Origin of the sequence: Oceanococcus atlanticus (assembly GCF_002088235.1) — a bacterium.
GTDB classification, from domain to species: Bacteria; Pseudomonadota; Gammaproteobacteria; order Nevskiales; family Oceanococcaceae; genus Oceanococcus; species Oceanococcus atlanticus.
Genome location: NZ_AQQV01000001.1, coordinates 346,073 through 362,977, shown reverse-complemented (window position 1 = coordinate 362,977; position 16,905 = coordinate 346,073). Strand labels below are relative to the sequence as shown.

The following is a 16,905-nucleotide window of genomic DNA, read 5'->3' as shown; positions in this document are numbered from 1 at the left end:
AGGGCCGACAAAGGCTGAAGCCTTGGCTTCAGCCTTTGTCGATATCCAGGATGATCTGACAACGTTGCGGTGGTGGGGGTGTGGGCGCTGGCGTGGCCGGCGTCTGACGTGGTGGCGCAGGCTCGCGAGGGCGCCGGAAATCGGCCAACCACTCGTCCACTTCGGCATCACAACCTTCGCCCTCAGGTGGTTCGCGTTGATCCTTGCAATCATCGCCGTCCGGGCAGCGTAGCCGCACATGAAAGTGGGCGTCATGACCCCACCAGGGGCGTACTTTGCGCAGCCAGCTGCGGTCTTCGCTCCAGCGTCGCTGGCACAGGTTCTTCTTCAGTGCCGGGTTGACGAAGATGCGCGCCACCCGGTCATCAATCGCGGCCAGGCGGATCAGCTCGGCCTGGGCCCAGCGAAAATTGTCGGTGGCCACCCAGGTCTTGCGGTCGACATAGAGTTCGGCGGGGACATCGCTGTAGCCCCAGCGTTGGTCGGGCGGCAGCTGTGGGACATCTAGCCGTAGCCAGATATCGGCGTCCAGGCCGGATTGGTGGCTGCGATGGCCGCGACTGAAGCGACCGCCACGCGGCATCGCCATGTCAGCGACCAGCATGGTTCCGATATTGCGGTTGGCAACACGTTCGCCCAGACGTTTGAGGTAATCGACCAATTCCGGATGGCCAAAATTGCGTCGCCGCTCCAGCCGTACAACCTGATAACCAGGTCCAGCGTGCGGCAGGGCGCTACCGCCGAGCAGACAGCCATTGCTGTACTCGCCGATGGATTCGGCATTGCCGGCGGTTGGGCGCTCAAATGATTCCCATGGTGTTGATGCGCTGGCCAAGCAGGGACTGAGCAGCAAGGCGCCCAGCCACCACGGTGATGTGCGCAGTCCGAGTGTGGCGAATCGGCTCATCGGTACCCCGTGCTGAGTGAACTGTTAGACGCAGTGTAGGGTGCCGATGAAGTGGTCGCCACCAGGCTCTACTGAATGCAGCCAAACGCCTCGATCGGGTGTGTGCTGATGGAGGGCGGGAGCGCATCGAATGCGTGTGTAACCTGCTGCGACGTCTGCAGGCTGAGTGTGCTGGCGCCGCGTGGCAGCACAAACGATGCCGATACAAGGCTTGCATCGTCCAGCTGCGCAGCACTGATGTAGCCGTCGTGTTCGCGCGCGATGAGAAAATCGCCAGTCGGCCTTTTGAGCACGGCGCTGGCGAACTCGGGCGAGCCGATCACGAAATGTGGCAGCCCTGGGTTGATTGGGTATACACCGAGCATGGTCCACACCAGCCAGCCGGACAGGGCGCCCAAATCATCGTTGCCGGGCATGCCCAACGCGGTGTCGGTGTAGAGCGAAGCGGCGGCGCGCGCGGCGATTTGGGTTTTGTGAGGCGCACCGAGATAGTTGTAGGCATACGGGGCCTGTAGGTCGTGCTCGTTACCGGGTGCATATTGATTGCCCAGATAAACGATGCCGAACAGGGTGATCTGGTTCTGCACCGCAGGCCACAGCAGCGGCAACTGATTGAGTGGCGCGCCGAAGAAGGTGTCCAGGCGTTGCTCCACATTGCCCACTGCATTCATGCCGGCGAACAGCCCCGCGTAGTCGTGCTGGGCCAGCCACGAGTATTGCCAGGAGGTGCCTTCCTGAAAACCATGGGCATATTCGGGCTGAAACGGTGTGGCCCAGGCGCCGTTGTCGTCGCGCGGGCGTATCCAGCCGCTTTGCGGATCCAGCAGATTGCGATAGTTGAGCGATTGGGCCAGGCGCTGTTGATACACCGCGTCGTCGCCGCGGGCGCGGGCCATGGCGGCCAGGGCGAAATCGGCCAGCCCATATTCCAGCGTGGTGCCGGCCTCGCGGCCATTTCCAGAGATCGCCTCGAACAGATTGTTCGGTTGCGCGCTGGGTAGATAGCCGCGCGCCAGCGCCTCATCACGCGGCGTTACGGTCGCCAGCAGCGCAGCCCAAGCCTTTTCGCGCTGTGCCGCATCCAGCAGCCCCCGGCACCAGGCTTCGCCGACGAACATCACCGCCGGATCACCCGACATGTAGCCGGGGTTGCGGTTGGCCAGTTGCCAGCGTGGCAGCTGGCCGGCCACCTCGGCGTATTCGACCATCGACATGACCATGTCGCGGAAGCGCTGCGGCACGATCTCGGCAAGCAGGGCACTGTGCCCGCGGTAGCTGTCCCACAACGAAAACTGGGTGTAGCGTGGGTGGTCCTGATCCTGGCGAACGACGTCCTCCAGGCGGTAGCGGCCATCCACGTCGCTGAGCAGATTGGGGAATTTCAGACTGCGATACAAAGCTGTGTAGAAGCTACGCAAGCGCGCGTTCGGCGCGCCTGTGACCTGGATGCGGGCGAGTTCCTGATTCCAGGTGGCGCGGGCCTGATCGCGGATGCGCTGAAAGTCCCAGTGCGGCATCTCTTGATCAAGATTGTTCAGCGCGCCCGCCTCGTCAACGTATGAGAGGCCGATCTTGAGCTGCAGCGTCGACGCCTGTGGGCGCAGCACGACCATCAGATTCTCGCCTTCAAGCTGGGCGCCCGCTGCCAGTGCTTCGCCCGCAGGTGTGTGCAGGGTGTAGGGCGTGTCACTGCGCAGGGCGAAGTAGACGCTGTGGTCGGGGCTGCGCGTGTCGACCCGCCCGCTGATCACCCCGTCGCTGCGGTAGTGGAGAGTGGCCGGATGATGACCTTTGAGATCACGGCTGGGTTCCAGCACCACGCCGGGCTGCCCAGCCGGCTGCCAGGTGTAACGGTGCAGCGCGGCGCGCTGCGTTGCTGTGATTTCGGCGCGGGCGGCATAGCGCAGCAGATCAACCCGGTAGTAACCGGGCTCGGCCTGTTCGCTCAGCTTGTTGAAGTTCGAGGCATAAAACGGCAGTGCCGACGGCCAGCCCCAGTCGCTCAGATCGGCTTCGCTGGGCTGGCCACTGATCGGCATCAGCGGGATCTGGCCACCCTGGTAGACCCCAGCCGACATGTGGGTCTGGGAGAAGCCGGTGATGAACAGATTGTTGACCGAGTAGCCGCCATAGTTGAATGGGCCCTCAGTGTCTGGGCCTGCTGCGACCAGGCCATGGGGTAAGGCCGCGCCCGGGCTGGTAAAGCCCGGCGGAAAGCTGCCGATACGCGGATCGACATACGTGGCCAAATCCGTGTGAGAGATCTCCTCCGCATGGGGCGTGGCGTCGGTTTGACCCCGTCCGCCCTGACAGGCGGCCACGGCGGCCGCCAGCAGGAGTAGGGGTACGGCGCGCATGCGCAATCAGTGTGTTGAGGTGGCGCGCAAAGGAGCCAGCAGAGCAGCCAAACGTTGCTGCAGTGTCTGGCCGTCCGGCGTGGCCAAGGCTTGGCTCAGATCGATTGGCAGCGCACTGGACAAGGCACTCAGATCCAGAGCGCCGCCGGCCTGAAACAGACTGCCCATGGCCAGTAGCCCGCAGATCGGATTGTCTTCGCCAAGTTGTTCGCGGCAGGCGTCGGCGTAAGCCGCCATGGCGTAGTTGAGTTGGGCCACTACATCCTCGATGAAGCAACGCTCATGGGTATCGGCGCCATAGCAGGCTGCAACCGAGGGTGGGATATTGGCTTGAGCATCCTGATCAAACAGGCGGTTGTAGCCGAGTACGCGCAACAGCGGCACACTCAGTGGCCCCATGGAGATCCATTCTTCGTAGTTGGTGAACGGCACCAGAAAGCCAGTCTCGCCAGCCAGACTGATGTAATTGAATTCCTCTTCGGGCAACAGATAACCCATGGAATCCTGGGTCAATCCGAACAGCATCATGGGGGTGTCCGGCGCCAGTGATTGGATGTACTCGCCCACGGTGTTGGTCGCTTCGCCGGGGATCGTGACGATCTCCAGCTGCTCGGAAAAGCTGATACGACTGACGGCCACGGTGGCCAGCGGGATGGCCTGCGGCAGAAAGGCAATTTGCTCACTCAGGAACGGAATTGAATCCAGCGGCACCAGGGAATAGTCCAGATAGCCGTTGAAGGCACCGATCAGGGCCGCGGCCAGGAACACCGGGTTGGTGACCGGGATTTGCACCTGCGTGTTGCGCGCGCTCAGGGCGCCGGTGATGGCGATGGTTTCGGCCTCGCTGTCGAGCATGGCGCGGGCCAGATCATGGCCACGGCAGCGCACGCGGACGTAATCATCGCCTTCGCAGTTACCGCCGGAGCCTGAAGCGTCGGCGATCGGGCCATTGAAATACAACGCCGTGCCGCCCTCGGCCTCCAAGGTGTCAGTCAGTCCGAGCACATAGTCAGGGTGGGGCAGGCGCGGATCGTTGCTGCTGCCCACCGAGGTCGGGTGGGCATTGTACTGGGCCAGGGTTGCGACCAGTTCACCACCGTCTGCGGCGTAGGCCCGCAATAGCGAGGCTGTGGTATCCGCATCGATGTCAGGGTAAAGGCGCGGGCGGCGGTAGTTATTGAACGCGTCGGTCTCAAATTGCTTGAAGCTCAGCGTGGCCGGTGTGAGTTCAGCCGCAGCTTGTTCGGCCGCTTGTTCGGCGGCGGTGTAGAGGTCGGCAATCCAGCTCTTCGGCACGCCACCCCACAGACCTTGCAAATCGGCGCCTGAGTGGGTGTGGGTCTGACCAAAGTACACATTCTCCGGCGGGACCCCGCTGGCTTGTGAAACGGCCTGACGGATGCCGTCCTGGATGACGTTGCCAGCGCCAATGGCGTCGACTGTGACAAAGGCCACCTGCGTGTTGTCGCGTTCGTCAGTGATCAACATCAGGCGCAACCAGGTGTGCTCTTCCACACCCTCGGCAGTGGTGTAGTGGGTCGCGCCGGCCGGGTCGGTGAGATCCATATTGATCGGATCAGGGAAGCTTTGCAGAGGCCCGAAACCGTATCCGCCCAGATGGAAATGCTGCAGGGTGGTCTGCCCCAGCAGGCGGTTTTCCTCTTCGCCCGCGACCTGCGACTCGGTGGGCGTAATCCGAACTTTGGCGGCGCCGACACGAAACGGCGTTTGCACCGCACCGGGTGGCGTCGTGGGTTCGTCGAGCCCGGGGCCTGATGTGTGTGTCACGCGGCCGCCGTTACAGGCGGGTAAGGTCAAAACAGCAAAAGCCAGCACGACGGTACGGCATAACCGCCGAGCGGGCAGGTGAATCATCATGGTGTTGTCTCCTGTGTCCGCCGGTCTCTTCGGAGCCTGTGCGGATATTTACTACTATCACCGAATTCACTGATCCGGTAGTGTTCTCGTCACAATTTACTACCCATGAGCGAGACCCGCCGAACGCAATCAATGCTTTGCGTCGCGCCGTGCGTGTCATCGTTCAGACATAAAAGTCCCGGCAAACGGGCGACAGGAGACACTTTCAGGATGAACGCGACACGCTTGCGCGCGGGCAGCGTATTGCTGGCTGCGCTGTTGATGATGGGCTGCCAGGGCGGCCGTGATGCCACCTCTTCCGGTGCTGATGCGCCATCAACCCCCAGTCCTACACCGTCACAGCCACGTAACGAAAGCGCTGCGCGCGCCGGCGTGGCCGTGGTCGATGCCAGCTGGCATTTCGGAGCTTCCGCCGGGCAGTTCTCGGCGACAGGTGTGGGGATTGCCGAGGGCCGCGGTTTCGATCCCTACACCCACGCCGTGCGCAAAGTCGGGTCGGACATTTTGGCCTCTCGCATCACCACCCGTGCGCTGGTGGTGGAGGGTGCCAACGACAAACTGATCGCCATCGTGGCTAATGATCTGTATCTGCCGAACGACATCCTGCGACGCCGCGTGGCGCAGAAACTGGCCGCTGAGGGTTCGACCGGCATCGGTATTGAAAACCTGGCGATGACGGTGTCACACAGCCACACCTCACCGTTTTACTCGACGCCCGCCATTGGTCCGTGGATTTTCCAGGATGTCATGGACATCCGCTTCTACGAGTACATGGCCGAGCGCATGGCTGAGGCGATTATTCAGGCTCACGCCAACATGCGTCCGGCGGTGATGGGGGGCGCGGCGTTCTACGCCAACGACGTGCGTGCCCACACCTACGGGCCCAAGATTTCTCCGGACGGCAGCCCTGCTGGCCAGCCGCACGACTACACCACGCGTCAGGCCTATGTGCTGCGGTTCGATGATCCGACCACAGGCCAGAACTTTGCCAACTGGGTGGTGCTGGGTGTGCATCCGGAGTGGGTCTGGGGCGAGGAGATCATGAACGGCGATCTCAGTCACGCGGTGATGCGTCTGCTCGACCGCGAGACCGGCGCGATCACCGTGATGTCGCAATCCGAAACCGGCACCTCGGGGCCGCACAAGGATGAACGTGCGCACAAAGGTGCCAAGCGTCACGAATTTCAGGAATCCAACCTGGCCGGTACCGACCGCGCTGCACGTCTGTTCGCTGACAACGTGCACGCTGCGTTGGCCGGTATCGTTGGTGAGGCACCGTGGGATGCCAGCCAGTTCGCCCCGCTGCAGGCTGATTTCGAGGTCGATTACGCCCACCAGCGGTTTGCGCCGCCAGCGTCGCGCCCCTATCCCGGGGTGTCCAACTGCAACATGGACCAGCTGTATTACAACCTGAACCCGGGCATTCCCATCATCGGCTTCCCGGATTGTCAGTTCCCGCTGGAAGAACTGGTTGAGCCATTCATGGCCCTGGGGCCCTTGGCACCGCAGAATCTGGTTGGTGCGCTGACCGACAATCTGCTTGAACTGGGCGTGCCGTTACCGACCTCGCTCAGCGGGCCTTCGCTGATGATCCTGGAAGAGCAGGATGTGGTGCCGATCCAGTCTTTCAAACTGGGCGATGTGGCCATCACCTTCTGCCCTTGCGAGCAGTTCACCGACACCGCGCTGAACATCATCAGCCGGCTTAACCGGGTGGCGGAAGATTTTCATACCGGCTGGGACTGGGATCTGGGCTACCCGGATGACCTGCGCAATCCGGCGCTCAATGGTGATCTGGACAACCGCCAGGATCATGGTTGCTGGCAGTCGGGTGAGGACGAATGGAGCTGCCCGCATCCGCATCAGTACAACGACGAGGTGCTGACCATGTCGGGCGCAGTGTATGCGCGCATGAAAGCCCAGATTCACAATGATGCGGCGGGCTGGGATGCCCTGGATTACGTCTTGCAGGCCGAGTCCGAACCCACCGATCCGGCCGAGATCAAGGGTAACTTCACGCACGAGGAACTGACCGAATTCGGCTATGGCCTGGTTATTCCCGTGGGCATGGCGAATGACTACTGGGGTTACATGCCGGCGTATCGTGAGTACCGCGCGCACGACCACTACCGCAAAGCGCTGGCTGGCCTGGGGCCGCACGGTGCGGATTTTCTGGCCACCCGCTTGAGCCGCCTGGCGGCCTCGCTCAATGGTCATCCGGGTCAGCCACTGAATGTGCTGGACACGGTGTTTGCGCTGGAATCCACGCGGGTCGAAATCATTGCCCAGGCGCTCGGCGTGCTGGCTTCCACGGTCACGCCGATCTACGAAGCGGCCTTGCCCAATGATGGCGGTGAGCCGCAGATCACCGCTCAACCTGAGGCCCGTATGCACCGCTTTGATGCGGCGGCGGTGAGCTGGATCGGTGGCTCAACCTATGAAGGGTTTCCCGAGGTTGTAGTCGAACGTCAGGATGGCGACGGCTGGGCGCTGGCGGGCACGCTGGATGGCGAGATCCAGCTGCATGCGCGTTTCCCCGGTGCGACCCAGATCATCCCGGCTGAGGGCGGTTTCAACATTCCGCAGATTCCGGACCTTCTGAGTTGGGCGGCGGGCAATTTCGAGTGGCAATGGACCGCCAACTACGAAGCCTTTGCCTCCGAACTGCCTTTGCCCGAGCCGGGTGACAGCCAGCGCCCGCAGGCGCCCTATGTCACCCCCGCGGGCACCTACCGTTTTGTGATCCGAGGGCATCATCGTGGCCACGGCGACTACGAACTGATCAGCGAGAATTTCGTGATCGACAATGCGGCACCTATTCGTGCGGAGAATCTGCGGGTGGCCGGTGGCGCGCTGGAGTTCGAGTTGGGCCCGGTCAACGTTTACAACAGCTTTACCGACGGCGCCGGGCATGATCGGCCGCAAGTCGAATCCGCAGCACCGCATGAATTCGGGCCGATTGACTACCCCGACAGCTACGAGACCGCGTTCCCGTGGATACGCGAAGAGCGCAATCTGCATCGCTATCCGGACAGCGAACAGGTGTATTGCCACCATTGCACCTTCCGGCCCTGGCTGAACGTGGGCGAACCTGCCCAGGTGTGCGCCAGCCTGTTGGCCGATGGAGCGGTGCTGGAGCGCAGTTGCGAAGCCAGCAATCTGGGCGCTGCAACCTGGCGGGTCATGTTCAAGACTGCGCTGGATGCAGCGGATGAGGTGGCCGTGTTGCCGGGTGATCTGAGTGATGCGCTGGGTCAGGGCAATGCCGAGCGCTTCGCATTGAGCCTGCAAGCGCCGTGATGCGCGGCCTGCTGGTGCTGGTCGTGGCCTGTGTCGCGGCCTGCAATGGCGGGCGCGGACCTGCGCAGACCCTGGGCGAGCGCAGCGAGCCGGCCAGCGTGCAATGGTGGGTTGGCACGGGCAGCGCCAACCATGATCCGCAAAGTCCGGTGTGCGTGGGCGGCGGGGCATCGTTCTGCGGGCGAATGGTCGATCCCGAGGTGCCCGGCGCGGTGGCCGACGAGCTGCTGGCCCGAGCCATGGTGGTGAGCGATACGCAGGACCGCCACTTCATGCTGATCAGCACCACCAATATCGGTTATTTCCTGGCCTACAAGGCGGGCGAGGGTGCGGGGCACGGCATTTATGACATGCGCTTGCGCATCGCCGAGGCCACCGGCATGGATTCGCGCCACATCGTGGTGGTCAGCGACCATTCGCACAATGGCCCGGATACGGTTGGCATCTGGGGCGGGGTCAGTCCGGATTACAAGGCGATCACCGCCGATGCCGTGGTTGCGGCCGGCATTCAGGCCTGGCAATCGCGTCAGCCCGCGGTTCTGCGCGTGGCCGCGATCAACAGTAACGACAGCCCGCTGGATGGCGTGCCGCGACTGGAATCGTCGTACAACAGTGCGCCGGGTCTGGACCCCGATCAGGGCAATCCGAGCAATCAATTCCGCATGCTGGTGGCCGACCATGCCGACAGCGGTGAGCGTTTGCTGACCTTGGTCAACTACGCACCACATGCCACGGTGATCAACGGTGTGGCCACCGACAAACTTAGTGGCGACTGGGCGGCCTGGGCGCCCCAGGAGGCACAAGCTCTGTTTGGCGGGTTTGGCCTTGCAGCGGTGGGCAGCGTCGGCGCCACCGACTGGAACAAGAGCGGCGGTGACGCAGCCGAGCGTGAAGCCGAGGCGCGCGCCCGGTTGCGTTTGCTCATGAGCGCGGCGCAAGACCAGCTTCAAGCGGTGCGCGGGCAGGGGATTCAGCTGGAGTCGGTGTTCATCCGCGAGTTGATCACCCAGCCGGTTTTGCTGCTCAACTACAAGCCGCGACTGCCGAGCAATCAGGATGGATCAGCTCTGCAGCACTACGACATCCGCATCGACCGGGCGCTGACGCCGCCATTTCTGCAGGGCGCCCTGTTCGGCACTTATGTCACGGCGGTGCGGATTGGTGAGCTGTTTTTCTCGACCTTTCCCGGCGAGCCCTTCGGTGAACTGGAAGCCGCGCTGCGTGAGCGGGTGCGTGACCCTCAGGCGCATTTTCTGCTCGGTGCGGCGAATGATTTCTTCGGCTACATGACCTTTCGTGACGAGACCTACTGGCAGACCTTTTCCACCGGTGCGACCTGGCTGCTGGGTTGCCCCGAGCAAGATCTGGTCTATGACCCGCTGGGCCTCGACTACGATGGGGCCTGCACCGACCACTGGAGCCTGATGGTGTCGCCGACCATTGGTCAGCATATCGTGTGCACGCTGCACAGCGCTGCGCTTGAGCTGGGCTTTGATGTGGCCGAGGCGGACGCGCGTTGTGCTGCGCTGACCGCACTGGATGGGCTGGCTCCACCAGCCGAATCAACCGCGTCTTCAGCAAACCCGGCTATCACCCAAGAGCAGTGCGAGGCCCGTGGCGCGCCGCAAAGCTGGTGCAAGACCCTGGACTGAGTGTTCTCATTTCCTTTGCGCTGCACTCGCTAGCCTGGGCTGGTCGTCTCAAAACAACGGCTGCCATGGAAATATTGTCAGCACCGCAACTTAAACGCCTGCAGGGCAGCGACGTGCTGGTTGTGGATGATTCCGCCGCGATTCGCAGCGTGCTGGTCGCGTTGCTGCAGCGTCTGGGTATCGCGCACATCCGCGAAGCGGAGAATGGCCTGTCGGCCATGGCTCTGATGCAGCAGCGGGCCGCCGATATCGTGTTGTGCGACCTCAACATGCCCGGCATGGATGGGGTAGAACTGCTGCGCACACTGGCCAGTGCATCACCGGGCATCGCCGTTTTGCCGATTTCCTCACTGGATGCACGCCTGCGTTTTGCCGTGTCGCGCATGGCGGGTGAGCTCGGCCTGCACGTGCTGGGTGTGCTGGCCAAACCTTTCAAGGAAGAGGATCTGCTGCGAGCGCTGGCCGATTTCGGGCAGGCGCCTGCAGTGCGTACGACCACGGCCACGGCGTTCAGCGCTGATGATCTGGCCGATGCCCTGGATGCCAACCGCATCGAGATTCACTATCAGCCGCAGGTGCGCATGATCGATGCCGAGTTGGTCGGCTTCGAGGCGCTGGTGCGCCTGCGCGATCGTGACGGCGAACTGGTTTCGCCGGATGCGTTCATCGCCATGTCCGAATCCAACGGCGATATCCATCGCCTGACTCATCAGATCATCGAGCGCAGCCTGAAGCAGCTCAGTCTGTGGAGCCGTCAGGGCCGTGATTTCGCCCTCTCGGTCAATCTGTCCGCGGCGAGCATGACCCAGCTTGACCTGCCCGAGCACATTGAGGCCATCGCCCAGAGCTATGGCCTGAGTGCGGATCGCATCAACATCGAATTGACCGAGACCCAGGTTCAGGTCGGGGCCGAACTGTACGATGTCATGACGCGTTTTCGGATGCGCGGTTTTGGACTGTCGATTGATGATTTCGGCACCGGCGACTCCAGCTTGACGCGCCTGCGCAGCATGCCGTTTACCGAGCTCAAGATTGATCAGGAATTCGTGCGTGGTTGTACCCGTTCGCAGGAACAGCAGTCGATCGTCAACAGCAGTATCGAGCTCGGTCATCAGCTGGGCATGCTGATCGTGGCCGAAGGGGTGCAAAGCCCGGAAGAATGGGACGTGCTTGGGGCGGTCGGCTGCGACATTGCGCAGGGCTACCTGATCAGTCCGCCTCTGCCGCCTGGCGATGTGCCGGCCTGGGCCAACAGCTGGAAGCGCTTGAACGCCGAAAGCATCATGAGCAGGGCCGGACAGGAGTCCCACTAGCCACGCCAGTGCGATTAAACTGCGCGCATGGTGACCTCCACACAACACACGCGCGCCGGGCGTGTTGCCGTTGTCGGCTCCGGCATCGCCGGTCTTGCGGCCAGCTGGTATCTCGGTAAAACCCACACGGTAACGCTGTTCGAAAAGCAGCCTGACATCGGTATGGCCGCGCACGGTATCGAATGGGGCGGGGCACGCGTCGACATGCCATTGCGGGTGCTCTATCGGGGCTATTACCCGACTCTCAGCGCGCTTTACGACGAGGCCGATATCGCCACGACCTCGGCCGATTATTCCGCCTCCTTCAGTGATCTTGGTGGCGATGCGTATTTTCGCTACCGCAACTGGCGTCCCTTGCAGCGCTGGTCTGTTCCGATGCTCGCCGGTGGTCAGCCGTGGGGCGCACGCAGCCGCGCGATCGTGCGTGATCTGATTCGCCTTTACCGGCGGGCGGCCTGTGATGCGCGCAAACTTAAAAACAGCGAAACCACCTTGCAGGCCTACCTTGATGAGGGGAGGTATTCGGCAGGTTTTGCGGACGATTTTCTGTTGCCCACATTTGCCGCCATTGGTACCTGCAGTATCGATGCGGTGCGCCGTTATCCGGCCCTGGTGGTCATTGATTATCTGCGCCGCGGTGTGCTGCTAGAGGGGGTTTCGCGCACCGTGCGCGGCGCCGATTTCGTGGTTCGGCAGTTAAGCCGGCGCTGCCAACGGGTGCTGACCGGAACCGGGATCGCCGAACTGCGCCGGGATAACGATGGTGTTGTGATCATTGACGAGCATGGCGAGCAGCACCGGTTTGATCATGTGGTGCTGGCCACCCAAGGCAATCAGGCCCTGCGTTTGCTGCAGGATGCCAGCGCCGATGAGGCGCAGGCCCTGGCGCGATTCTCCTATGAGCCCAGCGAAGTGATCGTGCACACCGACACGCGCCTGATGCCGAGACGTCGGGCGGACTGGTCGCCGGTCAATTTCTTCACCGAGACCGGGGCGTCGCGGCCCATGGCGTCAATCTGGCTGAACCGGGTCTTGCCGGTTGCCAAGGGCACAGCGGATGCGTTTCAGACCTGGAATCCGTTGATGCAACCGGACCCCGAGAGCGTGCTGGCACGTGCGCGTTTCGAACGCCCCTGCGTTGATCACAACAGTGAGCAGGGACTGATCGAGCTGGACACGCTGCATGGCGAGCACGGCCGCCGCGTGTGGTTCTGTGGCTCTTATGCCGCCGCCGGCGTGCCGTTGCTGGAAAGTGCTGCGCGTTCGGCGCTGGGTATCAGCCGACGGATACATCAGGCGTGAGCAAGGATTTTTTCGATACTGCGGAGCTTGCCCTTAATGCCCCGCAGGACACCGCCTGGGGCAACTTCGGCTACTGGAATGAGGCCGAAGAATTTGCCGATGCCGGCGCGGATCTGGCGCGTATCGTGGCCGATGCGATTGAGCTGGGCGCCGACGACCATCTGCTTGATCTTGGCTTTGGCATGGGTGAGCAATTGCGCCTGTGGCATCGCGAGTATGCGCTGACGCGTCTGACCGGGCTCAACCCGTCGCGCAGCCAGGTCGAGTTCGCCCAGTCGCGCCTGCCTGCGGCGGACTATAAGCTGCATTGCCTAGGGGCTGAAGCGCTGGCGCAGGTTGAGATATCGCCGCCCCTGAGCAAGGCCCTGGCGCTGGATTGCGCCTATCATTTTCCTCAGCGTGAGCAGGTCTTTGCCGAGGTCGCCCAGCGCCTTCCAAGCGGCGGCCTGATTGGCTGGACCGACCTGTATCTGCCGCCACGCGAGCTGACCATGGGGCGACGCGCCAAGCTGACGGCGATCTGCGCCACGGCCAAGATTCCGCGTGAGAACCTGGTCACCCTGGATGACTACAGCGCCATGCTGGAGCGTGCCGGGCTTGAACTGGTCGAGCAGGACGATCTCAGCGATGCGGTATTGGCACCGTTCGCTTTGTGGTGGCGCTGCAGTGAGGTACAGCACCGCTTGTCGCGCCGGCATCGCCTCAAATACGACCTGACCGCCCAAGTGGTCGAAAGCGCAGCCATGGACGATCTGTTCCGCTACGGTCTGTTTGTGGCACGGCGGCCCTGAACCTGGTCAGTGAGCGGTTGACTTGCGCCCGCGCAGGTCTAATCTGGACGCATCATATTTACGGGGCGCTGGCATGCAGAATTTGCGTCAGGTCAGAGGCGGCAGACGCGCCGTCGATCCAACCACCGAGCTGAAAGAGTTCGACCCGCTCACGGGACTGGCCTCGCGGCCCTTTTTCCGTTTCCGCCTTGAAGAACAGTGGGAGCAGTCCTGCCGTAATCATCGGCCGCTCGGTTTTTTGCTGCTGGTGATTGATGACGCGGCCAGCTTGCGCCGCGAATGTTCCAAACAGGACTGGCGCAGCTTTCTGGGCACCTTGGGTAGCGCGGTCAGTCAGTCCTGTCAACGCCGAGCGGATTTCGCGGCGCGTGTTCGTGTGGGTGAGATTGCTGCGGTTTTGTCCGATGCCAACGAAGAGGGCACGCGGGTGGTGGCCGAGCGTATTCACACCGCGCTGCAGGCTCATGAGGGTATCCCGTCGCACTTACGTTTGCTGATTGGCGGCGTGTCGGTGATGCCCAATCCGTCTTACTTCGCCAATGCTTTGTGGATGCGCGCCAACGAGGCGGTTGAGCAAGCTGCTGAAGACACCTCGAGCCGTATCGTGGTCCTGTCCGGGCTCAATTAAGCCACACGCTTATGTCCACCCGGCGCGGCGCGCGTTGTGGACTCATCCAAATGTGTCAGGAGACACGCTGACCTGCCGTCTACATTGGCCGAAATCATAAATTTCGACACAAGGTGAAGATATGGCAGGAGTACTCGCCGGCCTCAAGGTTCTGGATTTGTCCTGGGGTGTTGCTGGTCCGATGACCACGATGCAGATGGCGGATCATGGCGCTGAGGTGACCAAGATCGAGCCGCCAGGCGGTGACCCGTTCCGCAATCAGCTTGGCTACAAGGTGTGGCAGCGCGGCAAACGCAGCGCCATCCTGGATCTCAAGGATGCGGCCGACAAGGATGCCTTTTTGGCTCTGGTCAAGACCGCCGATGTGCTGGTCGAGTCCTACACCCCCGGCGTGACAGAGCGTCTGGGCATCGATTACGCAAGCTGCAAGGCGATCAATCCGCGTCTGGTGTACTGTTCGATCACCGGCTATGGGCGTGGCACGCCGCTGGAGCAACGGCCCGCCTATGATGCTCTGGTGGCGGCGCGCACCGGCCTGCACTGGGAGCAGCGCGGTTGTCCTGAAGGCGCCCTCAATCGCATGGCCGGGCGGCCGGATCCTTACGAAGATTTCGATGTGCCCGCCGAATGGCGTCAAGGCGCCGAGCGCGAGGGGCCGTTGTTCCCAGCCTCGTACTGGCCCAGCCTGGGGGCGTTTTACTCGGCTTCAGTGGGTATCAATGCAGCCTTGCGCGCGCGTGAAACCACAGGTCGCGGGCAGTGGGTGGAAACCTCGCTGCTGCAGGGCGCCATGCAAGGCGGCGGTTGGGTCTGGATGCGCGCGGAAAACATTGATTTCCCCGGCTTTGATTCCTGGATTCTCAACAGCAAGTCGCCCAAGGGCCACTATGAAGCCTCCGACGGCAAGTGGATTCACAACTGGGTGCCGAACCCGCGTTTCATCATCCAGGCTTCGGAAAACGAAGAGCTCAATGCCAACCCGGATCTGAAGGCCAAGGATGATCCGGATCGTTTCGGCACCGGCCCGGAAGAGATCTTCGTGCTGTGTGAATACCAGCCGCAGTTGATGGAGCGGGTTAAGAAGTTCCCGGCTGATCAGTGGGTGGATGCGGCTGCACGCGCCCAGATGACCATGCAGGCCGTGCGCTCCACAGAAGAGTCGCTGGCTGACCCGCTGTTCCTCAAGGACGGCTGTGTGGCCGAAGTCAATGACCCCGAACTGGGGCCGCTGCGTCAGCTTGGTCTGACCTACAAAATGAGTGCCAACCCGACCCAGGTCGGCGCGGCTCCGGTGAGTCCGGGGGCCAACACTGATGAGGTTAAGGCAGAGGCCGAGGCGGCCAAATCGGCACCTGCGCCGCAAGCTGGCACCGGGCAGATGAAAAAACCGCTGGAAGGCATCAAGGTGCTGGATCTGGGTTTGGCTATTGCCGGCCCGTTCGGGTGCCAGCTGCTCTCCGATCTGGGCGCGGAGGTGATCAAGATCAATGGTCTGTACGACATGTTCTGGCATCGCGTGCACATTGCCTACATGTCCAACCGAGGCAAGAAGTCACTCACCCTGAACCTCAAGGATCCGCGCTCGATGAAGGTCTTTCTCGACCTGGTCAAGGACGCCGATGTAGTTCATCACAACATGCGTTACGACGCGGCTGAGCGGCTCAAGATCGATTACGAAAGCCTCAAGCAGATCAATCCCAAGCTGATTTACTGCCACACCCGTGGTTTTGAAACCGGTGAGCGTTCGACGTTGCCCGGTAACGATCAGACTGGCGCCTGCCTGACCGGTGTGCAGTACGAGGATGGCGGTATGTACCGCGGCGGCAAGCCGTTGTGGAGCCTGACCTCGATGGGCGACACCGGCAACGGCTTCTTGTCTGCCATTGCGGTCATTCAGGCGCTGTACCACCGTGATCGCACCGGCGAGGGCCAGTTTGTTGATACCTCCATCGTCAACGCCGGCTTGCTGAATACCTCGTACGCGGTGGCGCGACCGGATGGCACGGGCTTCGAACGGCCGCACATTGATGGGCAGCAGTTCGGCTATTCCGCCACACACCGTTTGTATGAAACTGCTGAGGGTTGGATTTGTGTGGTCTGCGCCAGTGACGCGCACCGCTCGGCCCTGTTGTCCGTAGTGGGTGTGGATGATCAGCCTGACGATGATGCTCTGGCTGCGCAGCTCAGCGACAAATTCAAGCAGAAGTCAGCGGCGGACTGGTTTGAAGCCCTGGACAGCGCAGGCGTGCCGGTCGAAGTTGAAGCCGATGACTTCGGCACCACGCTGCATGATCAGGACTGGATCAAGCAGCGTGGCTGGAGTGTGAGCTACGACCATCCGCATGTTGGCAAGCTTGACCAGATTGGCCTCAACGTGGACTTGTCGGAGACCCCTGGTGCACCGGGTGAGCGGCCCTTGCTGGTTGGCGAACACACCAAGGAGATCCTCAGTGGCATGGGTTACTCCGAAGAGGAGATCAACACCATGGAAGAGCAATTCGCGGTCGGCTTTGAAGGCATGCCGCGGATGCCGCCAGGCTTTGGTGGGTAATTGCCTGGAACAGGATTAAGCGAGTGGAGTACGGAGCGTTGTTCTTGATTGTTCAGGACACGCTCCAGTACATCCATGTATCGCTTGTCATCGGCCATCCAGGCCTCTGACAGTCCTGAACAATCAAGAACAACACTCCATCGACGCTGAGGAGTTTTGCGTTGATCTGCTCTTTGCTCGAGCTTGTGAAAGCGCATTGACTGGTTTTTTGCTGGCGCGAGAGCGC

The 16,905-nt window shown here is 62.1% G+C and carries 10 protein-coding genes; 7 read left to right on the top strand and 3 right to left on the bottom strand.

Annotation, left to right across the window (positions count from 1 at the left end; genetic code table 11):
- Positions 1–28: 28 nt before the first annotated feature.
- The 3 genes from mepA to ATO7_RS01650 all read right to left on the bottom strand — a co-directional run bounded on the left by mepA (position 29) and on the right by ATO7_RS01650 (position 5,052).
- Positions 29–907, bottom strand: a complete 879-nt coding sequence (gene mepA, locus ATO7_RS01660; RefSeq protein WP_083559172.1) for a penicillin-insensitive murein endopeptidase — start codon at positions 905–907, stop codon at positions 29–31.
- 68 nt (positions 908–975) lie between these two features.
- Positions 976–3,264, bottom strand: a complete 2,289-nt coding sequence (locus ATO7_RS01655; protein WP_146680103.1) for a GH92 family glycosyl hydrolase — start codon at positions 3,262–3,264, stop codon at positions 976–978.
- 6 nt (positions 3,265–3,270) lie between these two features.
- Positions 3,271–5,052: a hypothetical protein gene (locus ATO7_RS01650; protein ID WP_146680102.1), complete on the bottom strand. Its 1,782-nt coding sequence runs from the start codon at positions 5,050–5,052 to the stop codon at positions 3,271–3,273.
- A 300-nt stretch (positions 5,053–5,352) separates the two neighbouring features.
- On the opposite strand from ATO7_RS01650, the gene ATO7_RS01645 reads away from it, so the two are divergent.
- The 7 genes from ATO7_RS01645 to ATO7_RS01615 all read left to right on the top strand — a co-directional run bounded on the left by ATO7_RS01645 (position 5,353) and on the right by ATO7_RS01615 (position 16,679).
- Positions 5,353–8,442 carry a hypothetical protein gene (locus tag ATO7_RS01645; RefSeq protein ID WP_083559169.1) on the top strand — a complete coding sequence of 1,030 codons (3,090 nt, stop codon included), beginning with the start codon at positions 5,353–5,355 and terminating at the stop codon, positions 8,440–8,442.
- Entirely contained in the window at positions 8,439–10,094 is a 1,656-nt protein-coding gene (locus ATO7_RS01640; RefSeq protein ID WP_158522989.1) for a hypothetical protein, read from the top strand. The genes ATO7_RS01645 and ATO7_RS01640 overlap by 4 nt, the downstream gene beginning before the upstream one ends.
- Before the next feature lie 65 nt (positions 10,095–10,159).
- Positions 10,160–11,407 (top strand): EAL domain-containing response regulator, encoded by a 1,248-nt coding sequence (locus tag ATO7_RS01635; RefSeq protein ID WP_083559167.1) that lies wholly within the window; start codon positions 10,160–10,162, stop codon positions 11,405–11,407.
- Between the two features lie 27 nt (positions 11,408–11,434).
- Complete coding sequence (locus ATO7_RS01630) at positions 11,435–12,709, top strand: FAD-dependent oxidoreductase (RefSeq protein WP_083559166.1); 1,275 nt, start codon at positions 11,435–11,437, stop codon at positions 12,707–12,709.
- Complete coding sequence (locus tag ATO7_RS01625; protein WP_083559165.1) at positions 12,706–13,500, top strand: SAM-dependent methyltransferase; 795 nt, start codon at positions 12,706–12,708, stop codon at positions 13,498–13,500. Before ATO7_RS01630 ends, ATO7_RS01625 begins: the two co-directional genes overlap by 4 nt.
- 73 nt (positions 13,501–13,573) lie before the next feature.
- Positions 13,574–14,128, top strand: coding sequence for a diguanylate cyclase domain-containing protein (locus ATO7_RS01620; RefSeq protein WP_083559164.1), 555 nt, complete (start codon positions 13,574–13,576; stop codon positions 14,126–14,128).
- 121 nt (positions 14,129–14,249) lie between these two features.
- Positions 14,250–16,679: a CaiB/BaiF CoA transferase family protein gene (locus tag ATO7_RS01615; protein WP_083559163.1), complete on the top strand. Its 2,430-nt coding sequence runs from the start codon at positions 14,250–14,252 to the stop codon at positions 16,677–16,679.
- The last annotated feature ends 226 nt before the right edge of the window (positions 16,680–16,905 follow it).